This window comes from Gilliamella sp. B3023, from assembly GCF_026536845.1.
Lineage (GTDB): Bacteria > Pseudomonadota > Gammaproteobacteria > Enterobacterales > Orbaceae > Gilliamella > Gilliamella apicola_E.
This window is the reverse complement of sequence record NZ_JAFNNH010000003.1, coordinates 150528-176223: the sequence shown is the minus strand read 5'-3', so window position 1 is coordinate 176223 and position 25696 is coordinate 150528. Positions and strand designations below refer to the sequence as shown.

Below are 25696 nucleotides of genomic sequence, written 5' to 3'. Positions count from 1 at the left end.
TTCTCTATAATTGGTGTTAAGGCTAACTAATGCTTTTAATAGTTGCTAATAGTTACTAGCGATTAGCTTGTTTATTTAAATATATCACATTGATAATAGCAACAATCGCTAATAATATTGACAATAATATCAATGCTGGTTTAGCCCCCATATTGCAACGCATCATTTCATTACCGCATACACCAATTAAAATAGTTGGAATCGCAGCTGCTAAGACCGCAGTGCAAGCTATAGCCATACTTAATCCCATACGTACAAATAACGAGCGGCTAAGTAACACCAAGGCACCAATAGCTATCACTAAACTACCAATACCAATTTCCGCCCTTGATGTCCAAAAACATTTCATGATTTTGCCACCAGCATTGTGCATGTGGCCATCCATCGGTGCAGAATGCATAGCATCGGCTGGCATAGATTGCACATCCGGCAGTGGGCAGACGGGTAAAATATAAAGCGGGAATAGAATAAGTAACGCTCCGATTAAGATAAATAGTACAGATGAAACAATGCGATTTTTCATAAATATAGACCTTATAATCATTAATTATTGATAATACTTGCTACTTTACCATGTTCAAGAACTACCGTTGTTTGCGCATGTTTTGATACTTCCGGTGAATGCGTAACAACGATGATTGTGCTTCCTTCTTCGTGAAGTTGATGTAGTAAGTTCATTACCATTGCTTCATTGCTTTCATCTAAATTACCGGTTGGCTCGTCAGCTAAAATCAGTTTTGGGTAATTGATTAATGCCCTAGCAATACAAACGCGTTGTTGTTCACCCCCCGATAATTGACGCGGTAAATGTTTGGCCCGTGCTGCAAGCCCCACACGATCTAATGCTTGTAAGGCTTCTTTTTCATCTACCATGCTATGATAATATTGTGCCACCATCACGTTTTCTAATGCGGTTAAATAAGATACAAGGTGAAATTGTTGAAAGATTAAGCCGATTTTATCACGCCGAATTTCCGTTAGTTGGGGTAATGAAAGTTGGGTAATATCTTGTCCATCTAGAATTACTGAACCCAGCGACGGTTTATCCATACAACCAATAATATTCATTAACGTGGTTTTACCACTGCCTGAAGGTCCCATAATGGATAGCCATTTACCTTCTTCAACGGTTAAGTTAACTTCTGACAAGGCATGTAAAGAGCCATAGATCTTTGAAACATTATTAACTTCTAGCATATTCATACTTTACTATCCTATTCGCCACGTAAAACTAATGCTGGTTCAACTTCAAGTGCACGTTTTACCGGAATCAAACACGCAATGATGGTTACCACAGCCGAAATGACAATCGTTGTTGGTATCAAATAAAATTCAATGACAATTGAGCGCCCAAATACATTGGCGCTAATTACTTGAGCAAAAATTAAACCACAAATAACCCCAATCACCCCACCAATAATACCTAAAATCATCCCTTCGGCTAAAAATTCTTTGGCAATACTTTTATTGGTTGCACCAATAGCTTTTTTCAGCCCTATCTCTTTGCGACGCTCCATTACTACCGTCATCATGGTTGTGGCCACACAGATCATAGTCAAAATTAACACGACTAAGGTTACTAAGTAGAGTAAAGATGACAGTTTACCGAGCACTGATGCTTCGGACTGTGTCACCCATTTTATAAGATGCGGTTCGATTGTGGTTGAGTGATCTTTAATGGTTTGAATATAGTGTTGCAATTCATCTTTGGTTGCAGTGATACTAATTTCGACCACTTCGGCCTGATTGCTTTCTTCAAGTAGGTTTTCAAGATCGTTCAGATCGATAAATATAAAATTATCTTCTGCACGACCTGTCTTGACGATGCCAGTAACAGTTAAGTCCTCATCAAAGCGAGAATTTTCTTTAGATTTTCCTGAAATTGGCATGGTACTTCCAATACTAAGTTTAGCAAACTGGGCAATATCCGTACCAATTATAATTTCGTTCGGATTTTTTGGTAGTTCACCTTCTATCTTCCAATATGGACTAGTTTTAATAACCTGATCAAATTGGGTGCCAACGATGGTATAAGGCTGTTGGTTACTGCGGATAGAATTATAACGAAATGGTGTAACACCTAATACTTTGTCTTTCGGTAATACGCTAATAGCTTTTTCTACCTCAACTATTGATATAGTCGGTTGATTATTAGCTGGCATTAACAATAAGTTAGCTCCATAAGAACGAAACTCTTGTCCCATTTGTCTTGGAATATCATAACAAAGCGTCACCATACCTAGTAACACTGTGGCCCCAATCGCAACACCAAGTAAGGCAATTGCAATCCGAGAACGACGGCGAATTAATGAGCTAAATATCGTTTTTAAAATAAAGCGTTGGTTTTTATTTATCATCACTTAACCTCGCTTACCGACCATGTAATACATCCGTTGGACGTAAGAACATCATAATACGTAATGCCGGCAAGCTTCCTAATAAGGTAATGAGACTTACCATAATTAATACCATTGGGATAATAATCATTTTAGGCTCAACAAATGAACCAAATACCGTCTGTCCAATAATTTGGGCAAAGCCAAGACCAATAAAATAGCCGACCATACCACCGAATAAAGCAATGATTAGTATTTCACTAAGAATTAACATCGCTACCGAGGTATTAGTTGCCCCTAGTGCTTTTAATAAACCAATTTCAGTACTACGTTCAATCACGTTAGCAGTAACTAAGTTAGATATCGCCAAAGCCGAACAGATCAAAGATAACACTGTCAGTAATAACATCAATAATTGTGTTTTTTGTAAAATAGAGCCTTCTGAGTCGGCAACTTGCATTATCGCTTTAACCCGAACATCGGGCATTAATTCTTCCAACTGATAGGCAATCGAACTGATATAAGCGGTGCAGTACCATCGATCCCATTCGGCACGCGATAAACTATTGGGATCTTGCGCCGCTTTGCGAGCTAAATCGTTTTCAGGTGTGGTAAGAGCGCTCACTTCAACCCGTTCAACTAGACCTTGTTTATTCGCTAACATTTGAGCAACTGGTAGCGATACATAAAGCTCGTTATCTTCAAGACCACCACTATGAAAGATATTATTTACAATTAGCTTCATTTTTGGGGAAGTTAGCTCAATACTATCGCCTAATTTAAGATTTAATTGCTTGGCAAGTGTTTCACCCACCATGGCACCTTGCAAGTTATCATCTTTCATTGGCTTGCCTTCTATCGACCACCACGACTTCATGGCTAACATTCCTGTGTCAACTTCATCACCAGTTGGAATAGTCAGATGCTTATTAAACCATGTTCCCACTAGTGTAATAGGTCTATCATTAACGGTCACTTGGGTCGTTAAATAGGGTGCAAAATCAACAATGTTATATGCCCAGAAAATCATTTTAATCTTGACTAAATCATCTTGCTTAATATATTGAGTTGCGTTTTGTTTGTCATCGAGTTGATATAACTCATTTACCATCGCTACACTTTTGGGCACAATATTTAAGTTAGCACCATAGGCTTTTAATTCTTGATTAACTTTATCACCAACATCAAACATCACATTTAACATGGCTGTCGCTAGCGAAACCCCTAAAGCAACGGTTAAGGCAATTAAAAATAGCTTCTTTTTTTGGCGAACTAACACACTAAGTAACATTCTTCGAAACATATTTTCTTCCTTTTCACACCTTTACTTAAAGCGACTTTTTTCAGCTTCAAGATGAGCTGGACGAATAATCATATTGCCATCTAAAATTTCATATTTAAGCGGTACTGGATTACAACCGCCTGAAAAACCAATTGTTGCAATATTCATTACCACATCACACAAAATACAGACAACTTGATTACCTCGTTGATAATAACCACTTGCACCACAGATATCACAAGCGTCAAAACCTACACCATATGCATTTTCGCTTTTCTTAATGACAATAAATCTAATTAAGGTGCCATCTACTGCTTGATAACCATAACGGTGTAAATTGCCGTCATTTATTTTATCTAATGGAATCACAATCAAACCATCCGCATTAGGTTTAACTGGCTCAGCGGGTGATAACTCCACACCTTTTTGGAGAATATAGCGTGCGCGAGTAACGGTATAAGCCGTTATGGCAATACCTGCCATTAATAATAATGAGGTACGGCGATCACGTCGTAAACTTGCTTTGAGTTTACGCACTTGGGCAGGATTACTACCTACTAATGAGGTAGTTTTGGATTTGGTGTATAATAAAATAGTAAGTAGTAACACCAATGCCATAAAGATGAAAGTAAATAAATTGACATGAGCTAAAACAAAAATAACTAATTCCATCATCCATTCTTGTGGTGAGATAAACCGCCGCACAATCAAAATTTGTAGAAAATTAATTATATTCTGTGTAGTAAAAATAATAATCGCTAATGAAGTAATAACAGTAATAAATCGAGTTGAAAACCTTTGGCAAAGCCGATAGATAAACAATCCAATTAAAATACAAACTAATAAAGCGAAACTGTAACCAATCCATTTAAACAGATAATCATTATTGAAAATTGACTCCATGCCAACATCAAATTCAAATGGATAAAGTAAAATATTCGGTAAACATTGTGCTGTAATAAGTCCAATTGCAATAGATACTATGATGAAAACTAGAAAATTTCTAAAAGATAAACAGATCAGCAATGGAACAACAATAATGCACCAAGTAACAATCACACCAAGATCATAAAACTCACGAACAGCAAAACCCGTATTTCGTTTTAATATTGCATAAATAAGAGCCGACAACATCCCCAATACAAATCCCGTGATAAGGTATTTTTTACTTGATTGAACAAATACAGCACTAAGTAGTGCCAACATAATCACAGGTACAAAAGTATTATCAGTAACATTGATAAGGTATTGGAGCATAATGATTGCCTAAAAATTACAACGTATATAGGCGAGTTTTGACACTCGCCGATAGTACAACTAATTATTGAAAATTAAATTTAATTAAAAATAATAATTACCATGCACGTGGGATGAAGTTAAAGTCCCAAGAAACTTCAATTGGTTTAGTCCAGAAACGACCTTCAACGCCAGTTTCTTTATCAACATGTAATAAATAACCTTGTTTTTCAGGGTTTTCGATAGTAAATGTTACTTTGTATTTACCTGCACCATCTAACTTAATATTGTTACCATAGTGAGGACCATCTGAAGCATTCATAGGCATAAAAGTACCTTCGATAGCTTTATCACTGCCTTCTTTTTGGATTTTATATTTTACAGTTAAGTAAGGCACGAAATCACCAGTACCAAAACCTAAGTTATTACCTTCAGCCGCTGAAATATCAGCTTCAATATGCATATCAGATTTTGAAGCAGGTAAACCACCCATACCAGCAGGTTCCATATCAACAGGTTGGAAATAAACTGCACCGATATGTAAAGGACCAACAGTTACTTCATCACCAATTGGAAACTCTTCGAAGCCTTTTTCTTCACCTGGTGCAGGTGCAGCAGCATAAGCCATTGAAGAAAGTGCAAGTATTGATGAAATACCAGCAGAGACTAATAGTTTTTTCATTGAAAACTCCTTAATTTTGTTTTTCACTTTTGATCACTAATCAATAAAATCATGACTAGTCAATAACAATTTACTACCAATGTATTTACGATTTATCACTAATCATTAATCGTTTTTAATGTTTTATATTAATTATTTCTTTTTATATTTTGTGGAATAGATAATCGACCCTATCACTGCCACTACCATGAACAACTGTGGTAGTAATGTTTCAACTGTTGGATAGATACCCAATATCTCAACCGAATGAACAAAATCGACCGGTGTAACCTGAATAATATCAGCTTCTTGCAACTCTTTTACACCACCACCAGCAAACGCAATCGCCATCAGATACATTAAGGCACTGGTACAAATAAAGAACGGTTTAAGTGGCAATTTAACCGTACCAAAGCGAATAATAACAAACACAAACGCTAATACAATCATTCCCACGCCCAAACCATACCACACCATATCCATATGCTCATTAGCATCTGCTAACATGGCTTGATAGAAGATGATAGTTTCTGCGCCTTCACGAAATACTGCTAAAAAGGCAGCAAATCCTAAAGCAAAACTACTGCCTGTAGAAACCGCATTTTGGACCTTACCTTCCACATAGTTTTTCCATGCTATGGATTCTGACTTGGACAGCATCCAATTACTAATAAAGAACAGCATTACCGTTGCCAATAACATGGCGCAACCTTCCATAATTTCTTGGTTGGCACCGCTTAATCCTACAATTGTATGTAACGCTATCGCCGCTAAAATACTAGCGAACACCGCAAACAAACTACTAAGATAAACGACTTTAAGCATCGGTTTATTATTTGAGCGAACAAGATAGGCAGAGATAGCCGCGATAACCAATATCGCTTCTAACCCTTCTCGGAAAATGATGATAAACGACGCCAAAAAGACACTCCAACCACTCTCTTTTTTACCATCTAACTCGTTGGCATCTTCATGGAGCATTTTTAAAATAACGTCAATTTCTGCTCGCACCGTTTTATTCGGCGCATTTTGTGTCATTAATCGTTTAATTTTTGCAAACTGGTATTCAGTATCAGTACCGCGCTTACCTGAAATATAAGACATCACTGCGCGCTCAACGCCATGCTTTTCGTAAAATCCAAAGTAAGCATTGTTAACACGGGCTTTAGCACCTTCGACGTCTTTCATAAAATAGATGTTGTAGGCATCATTCAAAATGATATCCATCTCATCAATAATTGCATTCCAGCTTTCATATTTCTTTTCGGCTGCATAAGAAGGGGAACTAAAAACAGCTAAACTGGCAATTAGTAGAACAACTAAAGTTAAATACCTTTTCACTTCCTACTCCTTTATTTTCCTAACAACATAATCCCTATTGGTTTGCTGTTTTCTGGCAATTGTAATGATTGACTAATAAATTCAGGATTGATTGAATGGATATAACGTGTGCTGAGTTTTAATGCTGTCGCCGACAAATAAACATTTTGGCTCATTGCGCCAACAGCAATTTGACTAAAATCATTGGCTTGTTGGGTATCATAATCTTTAAGATTGTCACCATCAGACACAAAAATAAAAATATAAGGTGCACGTTTAGTAAAACTTTGTTTACCGATGTCGCCACGAATATCTTGATTATTGATCTCACGAAGATAGTGCCCTTCCCACTCGTATATAAAGGTTCCCTTTTCACTTGCAACATACAGGCGAACATAAGGCGGTTTACCACTTGCCATTGGTACTGTCCAACCGTTTTTACCTCGATTTAAGCCACTGGCTGCCCAAAGTACACTTGAAAGCTCATCGTCAGACACCATACCTGTTGGAAATCCTCCACCCGGCGTTGAAGCACGCTTTTTAAGACTATCAAATAATCCCATACCCTCTTTCTTTTGTGGGGCCGGTAAAGTGACATCAGCATAGCTATAGGAAAAACAAGATAATAGCAAAACAATGGCAAATCTACGTAACAACATAGCATAAACCTTTCAGCTTTAGGAAATAAAATAATTGTTGCTATCTTATTGCTAATGCTTTCAATTATCAACAACAAACAATAATAATTATCATTAAGCTTGTTACATATAATAAAATCAACGCATTAATATTACCTTGCAATCTACGATTTTTATTTTTCTGATTAAAACGTATATACTGATGCAATATTCCCGTTTTAAGAAAATCTGAGTATCATTAACTATGCCGTTTTCGACTTTAATCGTATTACCACTTTTTATCTTAACTATTACCTTAGCTTCTTTTTTTAAACAAAAAAAATGGCAACTGCTCACCATTGTCTTAATGACCGTCATCATTGTTATGGAACTCACCTCTATCTATTTTAGTGGTGGATTTATTGATTATCAGTTTTACGTGAATTTAAATGTGAATGACATTATTGAAGGATTATTTATCTTCAAGTTACAGGCTGTATTAGTGATTGTAGTCTTTTTAGGATTAGTTTTTATAATTAGTAAATTAGCCAACTTATTTCGCAATAAATGCCGATTGTTATGGCGCTTATCGTTTGCTGTCATCGCAATTGCTTCAATTAGTTATCATAATGGTCCAATTAGTCGCCTCTATGAAATCTATCAAGTCACCTGTGCGCCAAAAGCAACCTTCGAGCAAGCATTACAAACGCTCAATATGAATGATTATGTTGCAAAATCACAGTTAAACAGTCAAAAAGGCAAAAATATTATTGTGCTATCGTTAGAATCTTTCGAGCAAGGATTTTTAGATTTTGCTGATATTACGCCTAATTTAAGACAGCTAAAGCAACAATATACCTTTTATCCAAATATGCCAATGAGTGCAGGTAGTACCTGGACAACCGCCTCAATGTACACTTATATGACCGGTGTACCATTTTTAATTGGTGAGCATTCAACATCCCCTTTAAAAAACGCTAACTCGACTAAATTAGTCACTTTAGGTGATGTATTAAAACAAGCGGGCTACCAAACTCGTTACGTTATGGCTGGTCCTGAATTTGCGAGCATTGGCCACACAGCAGAAGTAGTTGGAATGCAAGTGGTATCTGAAAAAAACTATCCAGGCAAATACCCAAATGCGCCATTTGGGTTATATGATAAAGATATATTAGACATCGCCGAACAGCAAATACAAGAGATGAAAAATAATGACAAACCATTTGCGCTATTTGTTTCGACTGTTTCAACCCATGCACCAAATGGCTTTAACGATGAACGCATGACCTCTGTTATTAGCCCAAAGCATGACAACATGTCTTTTGTAGCCGCATCTCTCGATTACAATTTAGGGCAATTTATTAACCACCTAAAAGAGCAAGGTTTACTAGACAATACCGTATTTTATATCTTCCCTGACCATTTAATGATGGGTGCGGGTACCGAAACCGTTAAAAAATTGTCGGAAAAAGAACGCAAATTGTACTTATTAACCAATGCGAATAGTGATGATTTACAAAAATCATCCAACCAAACCATTTACCAAATCGACTTACCAAGAATGATTTTGAATGGTGCACAAATTAAAACGAATGCAAAATTCTTAACTGATTACTTAATTGGTGAAAATTTCGATAAAAAGCAATTTATCGAACAACATAAATCAAACATCGCCACGTTAAACAATGCAGCACAAGAGCAAAAATGACAGTCGATACCTTAATTTTGGTCATAACCATTAGTTGTTTAGGCATGATATCACCCGGGCCAGATTTTTTTCTGGTCTTAAAAAATAGTTTAAGCTATAACCGAAAAATAGCATTAATGACCTGTTTAGGAGTAATTAGTGCTATCGCCATTCATATGAGTTACTGTGTGGCAGGCATTGCTGTATTAATCACCGCCACCCCTTGGCTCTATAATGCATTACGTTATGCCGGTGCCGCTTATTTGTTATGGATTGGAGTTAAAGCGTTACTAGCCAAAAGCAGTGGCACCGCCTATGTTTCCAAACAAGCGCTGGAACTGAATGTCACAGCCAAAGCTGCGTTTATGCAAGGGCTATTGTGTAATTTACTTAATCCAAAAGCTACGCTGTTTTTTCTAGCTATCTTTACTCAACTACTTAATGCCAGCTCAACGATGGTAGATAAACTGGTAGTTGCTTTTATAATCTGGCTTGAAGCTGCAATTTGGTGGCCGATGGTAGTATTCGTCTTCCAAACCCAAATTGTCCAACGTCGTTATTTTAAGTTACAGTTGATTATTGATAAGTTGTTAGGCGTGATATTAATCGTGCTTGGAGTTAAAGTTGGATTAGGATTCTAAAGCTTTAAAAACCCCGTTCCTCAACATTTTTTATTCCAAAAAGTGCGCTCCTCAATTATTTCTTATCTTTTTATTCTAAAAGGCTTTTGAATATTGAATAGTTAATTGCTAGACTATTAATAATTTAATCAATATATATTTTTTAGTTTTAATTTGATGAGTGGCTAAAAATGGACAAATTATTACAATATGGTCGAGAATTACTTGAACTTGAGCTTCATGAGGCACAGAAGCTGCCAGCTCGGCTTGGTGAGGGTTTTGTTAAGGCTTGTCAGTTAATTTTGTCAACAAAAGGCAAAGTTGTAGTGTCAGGCATTGGTAAATCTGGTCATATTGGTAAAAAGATCGCAGCATCATTAGCCAGTACTGGTAGCCCAGCATTTTTTATGCATCCATCTGAAGCATTACACGGTGATTTAGGAATGGTGACCGAGAATGATGTCGTGATTTTGATTTCTTATTCAGGACGAGCTAAGGAATTTCAATTTATTTTACCCATTCTTGCAGCAATGAATATTCCAGTTATTGCCATAACAGGTGGGCTTGATTCCCCATTAGCATTAGCTGCGCAAGCAGTGCTGGATATTTCAATCGAAAAGGAAGCGTGTCCAATGGGATTAGCTCCAACCTCAAGCTCAACTAATACGTTAATGATGGGCGATGCGCTGGCAATTGCCGTTATGCGAGCTCGTGGATTTAAGGAAGAAGATTTTGCTCGTTCACATCCAGCTGGCAGTTTAGGCGCTAAACTATTAAATCATGTAAAAGATATTATGCGTAAGGGTGATTTAATTCCTAGAGTACCACAATCAGCAACAGTACTTGATGCCATGTTAGAATTAAGTCGTACTGGTGTGGGGTTAGTTGCAATATGCCAAGATGATAATAAAATAGTTGGCGTTTTTACAGATGGCGATTTACGCCGTTTGTTACTAAAACATGGTACATTACAAGATAATATTGTCGATGTAATGACAAGTCCAGGACATCAAATACCTGAAACTTGGAAAGCGGTCGAAGCTTTAAAATCATTTAATGATCATAATATTACTGCTGCACCTGTGGTAAATAATCACGGCGAATTGGTTGGTGCGCTGAATATTCATGATCTGCATCAAGCAGGTATTAGTTAATCGATTAATAAATACCTGTTGCAAAATGGGGCTATCTATTGAGATAATTACCGACCTAAATTTTTGTCGTTAGACGGAGATCCAAGTAAGTTACACAATTCAATACCGAAATGATGAGTTATTTAAGTCATTATAAATTGATATTGTGTTGTAAATTTTAACCAAAATTAATAGATGATGAAACTACAATGGCAGAAAAGCGAAATATCTTTCTAATTGGCCCTATGGGGGCAGGAAAAAGCACAATAGGCCGACAAATTGCACAACAGTTAGGTATGGAATTTTTTGATTCTGACCAAGAAATCGAGAAACGTACAGGTGCTGATATTGCATGGATTTTTGACTTAGAAGGTGAAGACGGATTCCGAGCCAGAGAAGAGAAAGTCATTAATGAGTTGACTGAAAAACAAGGTATAGTTCTTGCTACTGGTGGTGGTTCGATTTTATCTAAAGAGACACGTAACCGTTTATCAGCTCGCGGTATTGTAGTTTATTTAGAAACTACAATAGAAAAACAGATGGCAAGAACCCAGAAAGATAAGCGTCGTCCTTTATTACAAGGTGGCAATACTCCCCGTGAACTTTACGAAGAATTAGCCGAAGAGCGTGATCCACTTTACGAAGAGATCGCTGATATTACGATTAAAACTGATGAGCAAAGTGCTAAAGGTGTTGCTGGATATATTATTGAAAAAATAGAACAAATTTAAAATTTCAATTTTTTAAATTCGGCTGGCCATGAGGCAATAAACCATTTGAAAGGAGTTAATATGCGTGTAGATAAAGATGATCGTTATATACCAGAACAATCAAGTAAGTCTTCTACGCCTTCTTTTAGTATATCAACTTTTTTTCAGCATTATTCGAAGAAAAAATTGATTATTATGGGATTAGCTTTAGCTATTATTGTCTTGTTGGTTTGCTTTGTGATATCTCGTCCATCAAAAAAAACAACCATACTGACTCCTCCTGAAGTCAATGGTGTTTCGTCGACGCAAACGCCTGATTCAACAATCAGTAGCGATAGTGGGGCGTTAGCGCAAGGTCAACAAAATTCTGCACCTGTGCCACCAGCCCCAATTAATAGTAATGTTAATGAGCACGATAATGGGGTTAGTCAACCTCCAGCATCAACACAGTCAACATCGGGTTCTAGACCAGAGCTGCAACCAACGGGTAACAGTACAACTCAAAATACTAGTGGTTCATCAACTAATTTAAATAAACCAATAAATCCAGATAGAGGCAATCCTACTGTTTCTAACTCAAATAATAGTGTAATAACAGGTAATAATTCAACTTCGATTGCCAAAATTAAGAATGATCAGTTTTCAATTCAACTTAGTTCTTCTAGTTCAGTTGATGGTTTGAAAAGATTGGTTAAAGAACATAATCTTACTAATTACCAAATTTATGAAACCAAACGAAATAATGTTAAATGGTATATCTTAGTTAAAGGTACATATGATTCTGCTGACGAAGCCAGAAAAGCGATCAAATCTTTACCAAGTGCACTACAAAAAGATAAGCCTTGGATTAAATCTGGCGAAACAATTAATAAAGAAAAATCAGCAAAATAGGAGTTTCCTTTGAAGAAGCAACGAGCCTTTTTAAAATGGGCTGGAGGAAAATATGAGCTTGTGGACACAATTAAACAATATCTACCAGAAGGGGACCAACTCATTGAGCCCTTTGTAGGCGCTGGTTCTGTTTTTTTAAACACAAACTTTAAAAGTTATATTTTAGCTGATATCAATCATGATCTAATTGCGTTATTTAGGTTATTACAATCCAATCCTGATAAGTTTATTAATGATCTTAAGCTATTATTTAATCATCAGAATAATCAAGCTGAGGCTTTTTATCAGCTACGAGATGTCTTTAATTATAGTAAAGATCAATATCTACGATCGCTTTTGTTTGTCTATTTGAATCGCCACTGTTATAACGGTTTATGTCGCTATAATAATAGCGGGCTTTTTAATGTACCTTTTGGACGTTACAAAACTATCTATTTTCCTGAGAAGGAGCTCTACTATTTTGCTCAAAAAGCACAAAAAGCTGAGTTTATCTGTACTCCTTATCATGAAGCAATGAAAATGGCAAAACGCAATTCTGTCATTTATTGTGATCCGCCTTATCTTTCTCCAAATGAATCTATCGGTTTTACGGCTTATTATTCCAATAATTTTGGTTTTGAAGAACATAAGCGATTGTCACAATTAGCTGAAAAAATAGCTTATAAAAAAAATATTCCTGTACTACTATCAAATCACGATACAGAGTATACCAGAACGTTATATAGTAAAGCGCGTTATCTTTACCGTGCAGAAATGCGACGCTCAATTAGCTGTGCTGGCGAAGGACGCAAAAAAATTGATGAAATATTAGCCTTGTACCAAAAATAACCTATTTTATGTATAAGGTTTTATTAGTAGAGGTATGTTATGAAAGAGTTTATTATTGCACCATCAATATTATCCGCTGATTTTGCTCGTCTTGGAGAAGATACGCAGAAAGTATTAGACGCTGGTGCCGATGTTGTCCATTTTGATGTAATGGATAACCATTTTGTACCAAATTTGACGATGGGTAGTATGTTTTGTAAGGCTCTTCGTGATTATGGTATTAAGGCTCCGATTGATGTTCATTTGATGGTTTCGCCGGTTGAAGATTTAATTACCTCATTTGCCAAAGCTGGCGCAACTAATATCTCTATTCACCCTGAAGCTACTATTCACCTTGACCGTTCTTTGCAATTAATTAAAGATCATGGTTGCAGTGCAGGAATTGTACTTAATCCTGCAACGCCGTTAGATTATTTGGATTATGTGATGGATAAAGTCGACATTATTTTATTAATGAGCGTTAATCCAGGTTTTGGTGGACAATCATTTATACCAAGTACTCTAAAAAAATTGCAACAAGTTAAACAGCGCATTATTGAGTCTGGCAGAAAGATTCGTTTAGAAATTGATGGTGGTGTTAAAGTTGATAATATCGCTGAAATTGCCAGAGCGGGTGCTGATATGTTTGTTGCTGGTTCGGCAATATTTGGTCAACCGGATTATAAAGCCGTAATTGATGCAATGCGTAAAGAATTAGAAGGTGTTAACCATGGCTAAGTTAAATGATATTCAAGCTATTGCTTTCGATTTAGATGGAACTTTAGTCGATAGTGTGCCTGGCCTTGCCTTAGCTGCACAAAAGATGTTAGCAGATTTGGAGTTACCCACCGTTACTAATGAGCAAGTAAAAAACATGGTCGGTAATGGCATTGATGTCATGCTCGAACGCGTATTCAACGTGATTGGTCGCAATCCGTCTAAAGAGGATTTCAATAAAGCGAAACAGTTGTTTAATCATCATTATGATGAGGTTATGGATGAGCAAACAACGCTATTCCCGCATGTTAAAGAAACCTTAAAAACGCTTTATGAAAATCATTATCCCTTAGCTTTAGTTACCAATAAACCTGCGCAATTTTTACCTGCTTTATTGACGTCATTAGGTATTAAAGAATACTTTTCATTGGTACTTGGTGGTGGTGATGTGATTAAGTTGAAACCACACCCCGCCCCACTTTATCAAGTCATGGCAACCTTTGGATTGTTTAGTGATCAGTTGCTGTTTGTTGGTGATTCAAAGAATGATATTACTGCTGCTAAAAATGCTAATTGCCCAACAGTGGCGTTAAGTTATGGTTATAATTATGGGGTGTCGATTGCATCTAGCAAGCCTGATTTTTTATTTGATGATTTTAAAGATATATTAACCTTATTACCTCAGCCAAAGGCTGATGCAAAAAAATAATGAGTATAAATTAGGAATAAATTATGAGTAAACCAATTGTATTTAGTGGCGCTCAGCCATCAGGAGAACTAACATTAGGCAACTATTTAGGGGCTTTGAAGAATTGGGTGTCTTTGCAAAATGAATATGATTGCGTTTATTGTATTGTCAATCAACATGCGATCACGGTCCGTCAAGATCCTAATAAGTTGCGAAAAGCAACACTTGATACGTTAGCGCTTTATTTGGCGTGTGGTATCGATCCACAAAAAAGTACTATTTTTGTTCAATCACAAGTACCAGCTCACGCTGAATTAGGTTGGGCGTTGAACTGTTATACTTATTTTGGTGAACTGAGCCGTATGACGCAGTTTAAAGATAAGTCATCTCGTCACTCTGAAAATATTAACGCCGGGCTATTTGATTATCCAGTATTAATGGCTGCTGATATTTTGTTATATCAAGCTAATTTAGTTCCTGTAGGTGATGATCAGAAACAACATCTCGAGTTATCACGTGATATCGCTATGCGTTTTAATGCACTTTATGGCGATATTTTTACTGTTCCTGAGCCGTTTATTTCTAAAGTAGGTGCTCGTGTGATGTCTTTACAAGATCCAACCAAAAAGATGTCTAAATCAGATGAGAATCGTAACAATGTTATTGGTTTACTTGAGAATCCGAAAGATGTCGAGAAGAAGATTAAACGGGCAATGACCGATTCAGACGAACCACCTGTTGTACGTTATGATTCAAAAAACAAAGCCGGTGTTTCAAATCTGTTAGATATTTTGACAGGTATTACAGGTAAGCCGATTGCTGAACTTGAAAAAGCGTTTGAAGGCAAAATGTATGGTCATCTAAAAACCGAGGTGGCAAATCAAGTTATCGAGATGTTAACCGGTTTACAAGCAAAATATCATCAATATCGAGATGATGAAAATTATCTTCTTTCAATTATGCAAGAAGGAGCACAAAAAGCTCGCGCTAAAGCAGAGCCTACGTTGAAGAAGGTTTATGACGCAATCGGTTTTGTATAATCTAAAATAAGATTGCGATTATTACTAAACAATATCAAACGGCTTTAATTGATATGAGCTCTATTGTTCTAATAATGAGTTAGCTTGAGGCCTTTTGATTATAATAGGTTTATTATGAAAATTATCATTCTTGGTGCAGGCCAAACTGGTAGTGCACTTGCTGAATATCTAGTAACTGAAAAGCAGAACGATGTGACTGTCGTTGATGAAGATCATGATAAATTGCAATCTTTGCAAGAGCGTTTTGATTTACAAGTCATTTGCGGTAAATCCTCTTACCCACAAGTATTAGAGAGTGCTGGCGCGGAATCAGCCGATATGTTAGTTGCCGTTACCAATTCTGATGAAGTAAATATGATGGCTTGTCAGATTGGGCATGTGATGTTTAATATTCCACAAAAAGTTGCTAGAATCCGTGCTCCTGAATATAACGATGAAAGATACCCATTCTTCAATAAAGATTGTATCAACATCGATCATATTATTGCTCCTGAAAACTTAATTACAAATCATATTAGCCAATTAGTTCAATATCCTGGTGCTCTACAGTTTGCTTCGTTTTATGATAATCGTGTCTGTTTGGTTGCTGTAACCGCTTATTACGGTGGTGCGTTAGTGGGGAGCGAACTGTCCGAACTTAAAGAGCATTTACCACATGTCGAAGCGCGTGTTGTTGCTATTTATCGTCAAAATCGTTTTATTCGTCCAATAGGTTCGACTTTAATTGAAGCTGGAGACATGGTTTATTTTATTACCCCTCCCCTCAACATTAAAGCAGTAACCAGTGAACTACAAAGGCTAGAAAAACCTTATAAACGTATTATTATTAGCGGTGGTGGTGGCGTTGCCATTGCTTTAGCTAAACGTTTAGAGAATGATTATCAAGTTAAGTTGATTGAACGTAATGCAGAAAAAGCTGAATTAATAGCTGAGCAGTTAGTTAATACCACCGTGTTACATGGTGAATCATCAGACCAAGAATTATTATCGCAAGAGCAAGTCGAGTTAACCGATCTGTTTGTGGCGGTCACTAGCGATGATGAAGCCAATATTATGTCATCTATGCTGGCAAAAAGAATGGGGGCAAAAAAAGTCATCGTTCTTATCCAGCGACAAGCCTACTTAGAATTGATTAACGATAGTGTTATTGATATCGCGATTTCACCACAACATGCCACTATTTCAGAACTACTAAGCCATGTTAGGCAAACAGGTGTAGTTAAAGTTGTCTCATTACGCCAAGGTGAATCAGAAATTGTCGAAGTAGTTGCTCGTGGTGAAGCCGAAAATTCAAAATTAGTCGGTAAAAATATCAACAGTTTAAAATTACCTTCAGGTGCTACGATTGGTGCCGTGGTTCGTGGTGAAGATGTAATTATAGTAAATACGGATTTAATGATTGAAGATGGCGATCATTTAATAATTTTCTTACCGGATAGACGCGCCATTAGTGATATAGAAAGATTATTACAATAACTTGTTTAATTTTTAAACTCAGTTCATAATAGATTCAATTTTATCCAAATTTGTTATTTAGACTCGGGGTGTTTTTTGTTAGAGCAAAAAACTGAGAATTTACCCGTTGAACCTGATCTGGATCATGCCAGCGTAGGGAAGTCTCTGTCTTAATTACCGCTTTTGACACATTCTTCCCTTAATATTATTTATTAGATAAGGAAAGAATATGTCGGTCATTAAATTATTTTCAAATCAAGATGCCATTCCTTTTATTGAGCAAGTTCATCAGAAGCGACCTTTAATCCATTGTATTACCAATGATGTGGTACAAAATTACACCGCTAACGTTCTTTTGGCGATTGGGGCTTCACCAGCGATGGTGGTAGCTGAGCAAGAAGTTGAGGACTTTGTTGCCATTGCAAATGGTTTGTTAATTAATATTGGTACGATCAATAGTCATAGCGCTAAAAGCATGTTACTAGCCGCCGCAAAAGCTAATCAAACTCCTTGGGTATTAGATCCTGTCGCAGTTGGAGCAGCATTGAAATATCGTACTGAAATTGCTAAGCAATTATTAACATTTAAACCGACAGTTATTCGAGGAAATGCTTCAGAAATTCTAGCATTAAGTGGTCAACAATCATCATCAAAAGGGCCTGATGGGCTGGATTCTACTGATTCTGCATTAGATGCGGCAATGCTATTAGCCAAGAAATATCAAACCATTGTTGCAATAACAGGTGAGACCGATTATGTCACAGATGGTGAGCAGGTTTATAGCATTGTTGGGGGTGATATCGCGCTAACACAAGTAACTGGTACTGGTTGTTCATTATCTGCGATTGTAGCTGCATTGATTGCAAGTTCTGAAGATCATTTAAAGGCTACTGCTTCAGCCTGCTTTATGATGAAAAAAGCGGGTGAACTCGCTAATAAACAGCAAGGGCTAGGTACTTTTGCTATGTCAATTATTGACCAACTTTCTCTTTTCACCACAAATAAGGATTTTTGATGAAGAAGCAACTTGATTTAACACTCTATTTAGTACTTGACCCAGTACTTTGTGATGGCATAAATGGTATGGTTAATACCACTAAGTTTGCAGTTGAAAATGGTGTTACTGCCGTTCAATTACGTTCAGAACAAGAATATTCAGGTAAAAATTGGTATAAAGCCGCCCAAGCTTTAAAAGAAGTATTAATCGACACTCAAGTTCCACTATTGATTAATGATCATATTGATATAGCTTTAGCTGTCGATGCCGATGGTGTTCATGTTGGACAAAGCGATCTACCTGTCGAAGTTGCACGACGATTAATTGGAGAAGATAAATGGATAGGGCTTTCAGTCTCTAATTATTCGCAACTTGAGCGCGTTCCTTGGCAACTAGTCGATTATCTAGGTATTGGCCCTATCTATCCAACCCCCACCAAAAAAGATGCAGCAGAAGCAATAGGCATCGCCCAATTGACTGAACTTGTTAAAGCAAAACAATGCCCTGCCGTTGCGATAGGTGGTATCGGTGTAAACAATTTAACTGAAGTGATTCAAACTGGCATTGAAGGTATTGCCGTTGTATCCGCAATTTGCGGGCAAGGAGATATTGCTAATGCAACATCTGATTTAATAAGAAAAATAAGACAAGCAAGATAGGAAACTAAACCATGACAACAATTTCATTAACTATAGCTGGTAGCGATCCTAGTGGCGGTGCAGGTATTCAGGCCGATTTAAAGGCCTTTTCAGCGCTTGGCGCTTATGGGATGTCAGTCATTACTGCTTTAACCGCACAAAGTACACAAGGTGTTAATAGCATATACCCAGTGCCACCCGAATTTGTTGAGGCTCAATTTAACACACTTTATCAAGATATCCATATTGATAGCGTTAAAATCGGTATGCTGATGAATAAAGAGATTGTAACCACGGTTAATCATTTATTAAGCAATAATCCTATTGCCAATATTGTTCTTGATACGGTAATGATAGCCAAAGGGGGGCATCCTTTATTGAGAAATGATGCCATTACCGCTATTCGAGAATTGCTATTACCATTCGCCACCATCATCACCCCTAACCTTCCAGAAGCAGCAGCATTACTTGATTGTCATGAGGCACAAAACGAAGATGAAATGCAACAACAGGGTTATGAGCTACTCAAATTAGGCTGTCAGGCAGTATTAATGAAAGGGGGACATTTGCCAAGTCAAGAAAGTCCGGATTATCTAATCACGCCAACAAAGATCATCAGAATGGCATCACCACGTATCCAAACTAAAAACACTCATGGTACAGGTTGCACATTATCGGCAGCTATTGCAGCATTACTACCAAAATATGAGTTAGAAGAAGCCGTTAAACAAGCAAAAAAATACCTACAAGGTGCCATTGAAAATGCAGATAATTTGAAAATTGGTAAAGGAATTGGACCTACTCACCATTTTTATCAATGGTGGGACACCGCAGGAAAAGGCTAGAAAGCTAAATGTGGTATTTTCGGCAAACGCTATTTTCAACAGCTTTATACTTCATCGACAATCCGTGCCAATGAAGTATATGAAAACTTTTTTAGTGCATTATCTAGTCAAATAGAGGCTATTGGATATTTGTATTATCTAGTATTTAAGCGATTGTCTTAATCGTTTAAAATGAGAAATTGTAAATAGTATTGCCTTAATACGAAATACCCACAAACTCAAACCCCGCTTGATTAACGGCTTGAATTGCAGCTTCTTGTGAGATAGTACCACCTTCTATATCAACTTCATGCTTCGCTAAATCAACGGTCACTTTAGCTTTAGGATCAATATCATTAATTGCTTTAGTAATGGTTTTAACACAATGTTGACAACTCATATTATCGACGATTAATTTCATCATTATCCCCTTTTGTTATCTAATAATTCATCTAGTGCAACGTTGGAACATCTATAATTAAAATAAATTTGTCTGCCATATAAAGTATAGTGATTATATTACGCCAATAAGCCTACAAAAAAAACACCTCAGAATAATGAAAATTTATAAGATTTATATCTGTTATTAATAAATCGTAATGATTGAGCGTTTCTGCTCCTTTATACTCAAATAAACCATGGTGCCAAGAAAAATAATCAAGGTTATCCTTCAAGAATAAAAATTGAATAACAGAAATAATCGACTTATACAAAATTAGATTGTATATTTATTCATCTATGTGGTTTTGATAATAAAGTTAGTTTTTGTTTTTAAATATAATTTTAACTTAGATGTATAGTTCCATTTTTATTTTTTCTCATAAACGATATTCAGGTTAATTAGGAGCCTAAAATGCAGCATATTATGGAAACGATTAGAAAAACAGAACAAGAATTTGTTGATATTCGACATCAGATTCATAAACATCCTGAGTTAGGTTTTGAAGAGAAAAAAACCAGTGATTTAGTTGCAAATAAGCTATCTGAATGGGGCTATGAGGTTCATCGTGGTCTAGCAAAAACTGGCATCGTTGGTGTTTTGAAAAATGGCGCTAGTAATAAGAAAATAGGTATTAGAGCTGACATGGATGCATTACCTATTGTTGAAGCTTCGGGTAAACCTTGGAGCAGTGTTAGCCATGGTAAATTCCATGGTTGTGGTCATGATGGGCATACCACTATTTTGCTATGTGCAGCTAAATATCTTGCCGAAACACGCAACTTTGATGGGACTTTACATGTCATTTTTCAACCAGCTGAAGAGTTGTTATATGGTGGGAAAGTGATGGTCGATGAGGGTTTATTTAAACAATTTCCTTGTGATGTGATTTTCGGTATTCACAATATGCCCGGATTTAAGGAAGGCCATTTTTATTTTAAAAGCGGTGCTCTTATGGCTTCATCCGATACGATTCATATCACCATCAAAGGGAAAGGTGCTCATGGAGCCATGCCTGAGCGAGGAATTGATGCGACGCTTGTTGCTTGTTATATTGGCATTGCTTTACAAAGTATTGTTTCCCGCAATGTTTCACCCTTTGAGAAAGCTGTTATCACGATTGGTTGTATTCAATCTGGCGAAGCCCCCAATGTGGTCAATAGCGATGCATTGATGAAGCTAACCGTCAGAGCATTAGATAATAATACCCGGACTTTATTGCTCAAGCGTATTACCGAAATTGCCACTTCGCAGGCGGAAAGTTTTGGCGCCTCAGTTAAAATCGAACATATCAATGGTAGCCCTGTTTTACATAATGGTGCTAATGCAACAAAATTTGCATTAGAAGTTGCTCAGAAATTAGTCGGTAAAGATCGTGTTCATGATAATTGCCATCCTTTTATGGGCAGTGAAGATTTTGCTTTTATGTTAGAGAGCAATCCAAATGGTTGTTACATGATTATCGGCAATGGAGACGAACAAGGATTTTGTAGTGTTCATAATCCTGGTTATGATTTTAATGATAAATGTATTGTTCCTGCTGCGTCATATTGGGTTGCATTAACTGAAACATATTTAAGTAAATAAGGATAAATCGCTTCTATGTCTGGTTTAAATATGTCAACTTCAAAGAATTCTAGCACCAAGCAAGTTAAAAGTTATAACCGGTTAACATTAGGTATTGTATTAGGAGTTATTACTTTTTGGCTGTTTGCTCAATCAATAGTCAATGTTGGACCGGCTGTTCAGCATACTGTTGGTATCACTCCAGCCTCTTTTAATTTAGCAGTAAGTTTGACTGCACTTTTCTCTGGCTGCTTTATTGTGGTTGCTGGAGGTTTAGCTGATCGCTTTGGACGAGTTCGTTTTACTTACCTTGGTTTTATTTTAAGTATTATTGGTTGTCTTTGTTTGATTTTTGCCCAAGGAGAAATATTATTTACCTTTGGACGCATTATTCAAGGCTTATCTGCAGCCTGTATTATGCCATCGACTTTAGCATTAGTGAAAACCTATTATCAAGGCAAAGATCGTCAGCGTGCATTGAGTTTTTGGTCGATTGGATCTTGGGGCGGCTCGGGCACTTGTGTGCTTGCTGGCGGTGCAATAGCGACTTATTTAGGTTGGCAATGGATCTTTATAATCTCTATTATCTGTGCTGTCTTAGGTATGCTTTTGTTGAAAGGAACTCCTGAGACCAAAATTGAAGATCCTTCGAGTCTGCCAAAATTTGATTATGTAGGGCTATTTGTTTTTGTTATTACGTTAGTTTCATTAAATCTTGTGATAACCAAAGGCTCTACTTTTGGATGGGCTAGTGTAGCAACATTATCGTTGGCTACCGTTTGTTTTGTTTTTATGATTTTATTTTTTGTTATTGAAAAAAGTAAAGCGAGTGGCGCTTTCATTGATTTTGCATTATTTAAAAATATCCCTTACCGTGGTGCTACCTTATCCAACTTTATGCTAAATGCTGTTGCAGGCACGTTAATTGTGGCCAGCACTTATACCCAACAGGGGCGAGGGTTTACCTCTTTCCAAAATGGATTATTAACTATTGGTTATTTAGTTTCGGTTTTATGTATGATTCGTGTTGGTGAAAAAATCTTACAAAAGGTAGGTGCGAAAAAACCAATGTTAATGGGACCGTTAATTACTGGTTCCGGAATTGCATTGATGACGCTGACATTTTTACCAGATATGCTTTATATTATTTCAGTATTAGGTGGCTACATTTTATTTGGTCTTGGTTTAGGTTTTTATGCGACTCCTTCGATCGACACAGCAATTTCTAGCGCCCCTGAAGATAAAGTTGGTATTGCATCAGGAATATATAAAATGGCAAGTTCATTAGGCGGTGCTTTTGGTGTTGCCATTTCAGCATCAATTTATGCTGCAGTTATTGCCAGTGGTCAAAGTATAGCAACTGGCGCAGCAATTGGATTATGGATTAATGTCGGATTTTGTCTGTTATGTTTTATTTCAATTTTATTTTTAGTTCCAAATAATGCCGGCAAGAATAAATAGCTTAAGTTAATTTTTAATTCTTAAAACACTTCATAGGGATATGACTTTTTATTTCTATCCCTATATTTCTAACCGACAGTATGTTCAGCTTATTTACCAATGCAAAATGAGCTGAATATGCGCCCTAGTAGATCATTGGAGGTAAATTCGCCAGTGATTTCACTCAATGACTCTTGCGCAAGCCGAAGTTCTTCTGCTAATAGTTCGCCAGCATGAAATGTTGTGAGCTGGTATTTACCATTATTTAAATGCTCTGCTGCTTTTTCAAGTGCTTATAAATGTCAGTGATAAGCCAAAAGTCTCATCCCGTGCTACTCATAAAACACATTACCTGTTTGATATAATCACATATTTAGGTTAATAGCTGATCCTTTTCGTACTAATTGAATGAGGGAATAGCCATAACGAGTACAAATCTACTTAACCGTCATTGCACAAAACATTAAATGACATTTTACTCAAAAAATCTTTAAACAAAAAAACTCTCGAACTTATGGTTAATTATGTCAAATAATGATTATTGAATTGTGATATTAGGACTTTTTTAACGATTAATTTTTAATATTTGATAAGATCCTGTCGCATATATCACTCCACTTATAACTAAAAGGGCTCCAGCTAACTGTAATAAATTGGGTATTGTACCGGTTATAAAAGCGAGTAATAAAGTAAAAACAGGTACGAAATTGAAAAACAATGAAGTATTAGCTGCACCTAGTTCTTTTATCCCAACATTCCAAAATAAATATGCTAATACTGAACCAACAAGTCCCATATAAATAAGAATAATTTGATTGTATGTTGAAATTTCTTCAATCTCTTTTATTAAGTCACTTTGATAAAAAGAAAATACAACTATTCCTATAGTACCAAATAACATCGTAAAAGCTGTTGTTTGTAATGGTGTCGAATCGGATATAAATCTACGACATCCAACAGTGTAGGTTGCCCAAGCCAGATTTCCCAATAAAATAATCAAATCACCACGAGTAAAATGTAATTTAAGTATATTATTTATATCACCATGGCTTATCACTAAAATTACACCAATCAAGCTGATCAACATCCCTACAGTTTGTGGCAATGAAACACGGTGTTTTTCTATAATTGATGATATTAATATGGTTGTCACTGGCGATGTAGCCATAATAAGTGCACCATTTAAAGCGGATGTAGTTTGTAATCCGATAAAAAAGGCTAAATTGAAGCCTGTAATGCCACATAACCCAAGTAAAATTAATGGTTTCCAATTTAATCTAAATGTGCTGATGTTGCCTTTATCTTTAATGATCATAAAAACAAAAATAGCTAATGTTGCAATAATAAATCGTTCAGAAGCTGCTGTAAGTGGCGATACGGAAGAGACAACTATTGAACCTGCATTAAAATTAGTTCCCCAAAAAAAGGTTGATAGTGTAACAAGTAAAATTGTAATTTTTTTTTTCATTTTAATCTCTATTTTATTCATAAAAAGGCATCTGATGATATCAAGTTAGTCCTCGTTGCTTAAGGTTGGTCAATAACTGATAGATTTTGATTTTATGAATAATCCATTTATAATACAATAAACAAAAAAAGAAGGTTAAATTTCAAAAATGAAATTATCATTAGATGATTTGGTCATTTTTATTAATGTAATTAAAGAAGGTAGTATTGTTAAGGCATCGCATAAACTTTGTATGCCTTCACCAACCATAAGCAGACGTCTAACTCAATTAGAAGAAGCTATTGGCGGTCTTTTGATGCATAGAAGCAGTAGGAAGATCACCCTAACGACATTAGGACAAATGTATATTGCTAAATTTACTATCTTAGTTGAGGAGTTTGTTGAAACAGCTGAAGATTTGTATGATTTTAACCAAAAGTTATCCGGAACAATAAGAATAACTGCACCATTAAGCCTAACACATCAATGGTTTGGAAACTGTGTGTTTTCATTTATGAAAACATACCCTGATATAAAAATAGATTTAATGGCTACGAATCAAATTGTCAATTTAGCTGATATGAATATAGATATTGCCATACGTGTGGGAGATTTGACCGATAGTGATTGGATAGCAAAACGAATACTATTATCGAAAAATATATTGTGCTCATCCAAAGATTATTTAGAACAAATACCTATATGTACACATCCAATTGATTTGCTCGACAAAAATTTAATTAATATAAGCCATAACCTAAGCTGGTCACTTACTAATACCACAAATAAAGAATATTATGAGGTACAAGCAAATCCTTATTTAATTATGGATGATACTGAACTAATAATTGACGCAACCAAAGCAGGAATGGGGATATGTTTTGTTCCATCTCAGTTTGTTCAAAAAAGTTTAGTTAATGGAGAGTTAGTGCAAGTGTTACCTAATTGGATCGGTAGCATTCGACCTATCTCTTTAATATTCAAGGATAGAAATTATATGCCAAACAGAGTGAAAGTTTTTAAACAATACATTGAAAATTATGTAAATTTAATGCTTTAGAATCCATACCTAAACGATTATCTCTCGTATTTACTGAGTATATTTTTTATCTTTTTTTGAATAACACTGAATTATTCCAGACATT

General features: G+C 36.2%; 26 protein-coding genes, 1 pseudogene and 1 riboswitch. Of the genes and pseudogenes, 16 read left to right on the top strand and 11 right to left on the bottom strand.

Annotation, left to right across the window (positions count from 1 at the left end; translation table 11 throughout):
• Nucleotides 1-55: 55 nt before the first annotated feature.
• The 8 genes from J3U16_RS03215 to J3U16_RS03180 form a co-directional block, all read right to left on the bottom strand.
• Nucleotides 56-523, bottom strand: coding sequence for a DUF4418 family protein (locus tag J3U16_RS03215; RefSeq protein WP_267331767.1), 468 nt, complete (start codon nucleotides 521-523; stop codon nucleotides 56-58).
• 20 nt (nucleotides 524-543) lie between these two features.
• Nucleotides 544-1203 carry an ABC transporter ATP-binding protein gene (locus J3U16_RS03210; protein ID WP_267342490.1) on the bottom strand — a complete coding sequence of 220 codons (660 nt, stop codon included), beginning with the start codon at nucleotides 1201-1203 and terminating at the stop codon, nucleotides 544-546.
• A gap of 11 nt (nucleotides 1204-1214) precedes the next feature.
• Nucleotides 1215-2357, bottom strand: a complete 1143-nt coding sequence (locus J3U16_RS03205) for an ABC transporter permease (protein WP_065563565.1) — start codon at nucleotides 2355-2357, stop codon at nucleotides 1215-1217.
• Nucleotides 2358-2370: 13 nt separating this feature from the next.
• Nucleotides 2371-3639 carry an ABC transporter permease gene (locus tag J3U16_RS03200; protein ID WP_267342489.1) on the bottom strand — a complete coding sequence of 423 codons (1269 nt, stop codon included), beginning with the start codon at nucleotides 3637-3639 and terminating at the stop codon, nucleotides 2371-2373.
• 21 nt (nucleotides 3640-3660) lie between these two features.
• Entirely contained in the window at nucleotides 3661-4875 is a 1215-nt protein-coding gene (locus J3U16_RS03195) for a Fe-S-containing protein (protein WP_065563567.1), read from the bottom strand.
• Between the two features lie 97 nt (nucleotides 4876-4972).
• Nucleotides 4973-5536: an iron transporter gene (locus J3U16_RS03190; RefSeq protein WP_065563568.1), complete on the bottom strand. Its 564-nt coding sequence runs from the start codon at nucleotides 5534-5536 to the stop codon at nucleotides 4973-4975.
• 132 nt (nucleotides 5537-5668) lie between these two features.
• Complete coding sequence (locus tag J3U16_RS03185; RefSeq protein ID WP_065563569.1) at nucleotides 5669-6856, bottom strand: FTR1 family iron permease; 1188 nt, start codon at nucleotides 6854-6856, stop codon at nucleotides 5669-5671.
• Nucleotides 6857-6867: 11 nt separating this feature from the next.
• Nucleotides 6868-7494 (bottom strand): nitroreductase family protein, encoded by a 627-nt coding sequence (locus tag J3U16_RS03180; RefSeq protein ID WP_065563570.1) that lies wholly within the window; start codon nucleotides 7492-7494, stop codon nucleotides 6868-6870.
• Nucleotides 7495-7717: 223 nt separating this feature from the next.
• On the opposite strand from J3U16_RS03180, the gene J3U16_RS03175 reads away from it, so the two are divergent.
• The 13 genes from J3U16_RS03175 to thiD all read left to right on the top strand — a co-directional run bounded on the left by J3U16_RS03175 (nucleotide 7718) and on the right by thiD (nucleotide 19680).
• Nucleotides 7718-9160: an LTA synthase family protein gene (locus tag J3U16_RS03175; RefSeq protein ID WP_065563571.1), complete on the top strand. Its 1443-nt coding sequence runs from the start codon at nucleotides 7718-7720 to the stop codon at nucleotides 9158-9160.
• A complete protein-coding gene (locus J3U16_RS03170; protein ID WP_065563572.1) occupies nucleotides 9157-9780 on the top strand; it encodes a LysE family transporter in 624 nt (207 codons plus the stop codon). Before J3U16_RS03175 ends, J3U16_RS03170 begins: the two co-directional genes overlap by 4 nt.
• A gap of 170 nt (nucleotides 9781-9950) precedes the next feature.
• Complete coding sequence (gutQ, locus tag J3U16_RS03165; protein WP_267330487.1) at nucleotides 9951-10913, top strand: arabinose-5-phosphate isomerase GutQ; 963 nt, start codon at nucleotides 9951-9953, stop codon at nucleotides 10911-10913.
• Nucleotides 10914-11101: 188 nt separating this feature from the next.
• Nucleotides 11102-11623 (top strand): shikimate kinase AroK, encoded by a 522-nt coding sequence (aroK, locus tag J3U16_RS03160; protein ID WP_065563574.1) that lies wholly within the window; start codon nucleotides 11102-11104, stop codon nucleotides 11621-11623.
• A gap of 60 nt (nucleotides 11624-11683) precedes the next feature.
• Nucleotides 11684-12493, top strand: coding sequence for an SPOR domain-containing protein (locus J3U16_RS03155; protein ID WP_267330486.1), 810 nt, complete (start codon nucleotides 11684-11686; stop codon nucleotides 12491-12493).
• A 9-nt stretch (nucleotides 12494-12502) separates the two neighbouring features.
• The gene (locus J3U16_RS03150) at nucleotides 12503-13321 is read left to right on the top strand and encodes a Dam family site-specific DNA-(adenine-N6)-methyltransferase (protein ID WP_267330485.1); all 819 of its coding nucleotides are present in this window, start codon (nucleotides 12503-12505) and stop codon (nucleotides 13319-13321) included.
• 39 nt (nucleotides 13322-13360) lie between these two features.
• Nucleotides 13361-14038 carry a ribulose-phosphate 3-epimerase gene (rpe, locus tag J3U16_RS03145; protein WP_065734647.1) on the top strand — a complete coding sequence of 226 codons (678 nt, stop codon included), beginning with the start codon at nucleotides 13361-13363 and terminating at the stop codon, nucleotides 14036-14038.
• On the top strand, nucleotides 14031-14726 hold the full coding sequence (locus J3U16_RS03140; RefSeq protein WP_267330484.1) for a phosphoglycolate phosphatase: 696 nt from the start codon (nucleotides 14031-14033) through the stop codon (nucleotides 14724-14726). Before rpe ends, J3U16_RS03140 begins: the two co-directional genes overlap by 8 nt.
• 23 nt (nucleotides 14727-14749) lie before the next feature.
• Nucleotides 14750-15745 (top strand): tryptophan--tRNA ligase, encoded by a 996-nt coding sequence (trpS, locus tag J3U16_RS03135; protein ID WP_267330483.1) that lies wholly within the window; start codon nucleotides 14750-14752, stop codon nucleotides 15743-15745.
• 114 nt (nucleotides 15746-15859) lie between these two features.
• Nucleotides 15860-17221: a Trk system potassium transporter TrkA gene (gene trkA / locus J3U16_RS03130; RefSeq protein WP_065563580.1), complete on the top strand. Its 1362-nt coding sequence runs from the start codon at nucleotides 15860-15862 to the stop codon at nucleotides 17219-17221.
• Between the two features lie 54 nt (nucleotides 17222-17275).
• A riboswitch (TPP riboswitch) is annotated at nucleotides 17276-17377 on the top strand.
• Between the two features lie 52 nt (nucleotides 17378-17429).
• Nucleotides 17430-18215: a hydroxyethylthiazole kinase gene (gene thiM / locus J3U16_RS03125; RefSeq protein ID WP_267330482.1), complete on the top strand. Its 786-nt coding sequence runs from the start codon at nucleotides 17430-17432 to the stop codon at nucleotides 18213-18215.
• Nucleotides 18215-18856, top strand: a complete 642-nt coding sequence (thiE, locus tag J3U16_RS03120; RefSeq protein WP_267330481.1) for a thiamine phosphate synthase — start codon at nucleotides 18215-18217, stop codon at nucleotides 18854-18856. Before thiM ends, thiE begins: the two co-directional genes overlap by 1 nt.
• Before the next feature lie 11 nt (nucleotides 18857-18867).
• On the top strand, nucleotides 18868-19680 hold the full coding sequence (thiD, locus tag J3U16_RS03115) for a bifunctional hydroxymethylpyrimidine kinase/phosphomethylpyrimidine kinase (RefSeq protein WP_267330480.1): 813 nt from the start codon (nucleotides 18868-18870) through the stop codon (nucleotides 19678-19680).
• Nucleotides 19681-19876: 196 nt separating this feature from the next.
• On the opposite strand, the gene J3U16_RS03110 is transcribed toward thiD, so the two are convergent.
• Nucleotides 19877-20083: a heavy-metal-associated domain-containing protein gene (locus tag J3U16_RS03110; protein WP_065563584.1), complete on the bottom strand. Its 207-nt coding sequence runs from the start codon at nucleotides 20081-20083 to the stop codon at nucleotides 19877-19879.
• A 429-nt stretch (nucleotides 20084-20512) separates the two neighbouring features.
• Between J3U16_RS03110 and J3U16_RS03105 the strand changes: the two genes are divergently transcribed.
• Together J3U16_RS03105 and J3U16_RS03100 are read left to right on the top strand one after the other, a co-directional pair.
• Nucleotides 20513-21685 carry a M20 aminoacylase family protein gene (locus J3U16_RS03105; RefSeq protein WP_267330479.1) on the top strand — a complete coding sequence of 391 codons (1173 nt, stop codon included), beginning with the start codon at nucleotides 20513-20515 and terminating at the stop codon, nucleotides 21683-21685.
• A 15-nt stretch (nucleotides 21686-21700) separates the two neighbouring features.
• The gene (locus J3U16_RS03100) at nucleotides 21701-23125 is read left to right on the top strand and encodes an MFS transporter (RefSeq protein WP_267330478.1); all 1425 of its coding nucleotides are present in this window, start codon (nucleotides 21701-21703) and stop codon (nucleotides 23123-23125) included.
• A gap of 89 nt (nucleotides 23126-23214) precedes the next feature.
• Here J3U16_RS03100 and J3U16_RS03095 read toward each other — a convergent pair.
• Together J3U16_RS03095 and J3U16_RS03090 are read right to left on the bottom strand one after the other, a co-directional pair.
• Nucleotides 23215-23397: pseudogene (locus J3U16_RS03095) on the bottom strand (tRNA uridine-5-carboxymethylaminomethyl(34) synthesis GTPase MnmE); the annotation flags it as partial.
• A gap of 272 nt (nucleotides 23398-23669) precedes the next feature.
• Nucleotides 23670-24572 carry a DMT family transporter gene (locus J3U16_RS03090; protein ID WP_065734652.1) on the bottom strand — a complete coding sequence of 301 codons (903 nt, stop codon included), beginning with the start codon at nucleotides 24570-24572 and terminating at the stop codon, nucleotides 23670-23672.
• Nucleotides 24573-24720: 148 nt separating this feature from the next.
• Here J3U16_RS03090 and J3U16_RS03085 point away from each other — a divergent pair, with 148 nt between their 5' ends.
• Nucleotides 24721-25611 (top strand): LysR family transcriptional regulator, encoded by an 891-nt coding sequence (locus J3U16_RS03085; RefSeq protein ID WP_267330477.1) that lies wholly within the window; start codon nucleotides 24721-24723, stop codon nucleotides 25609-25611.
• The last annotated feature ends 85 nt before the right edge of the window (nucleotides 25612-25696 follow it).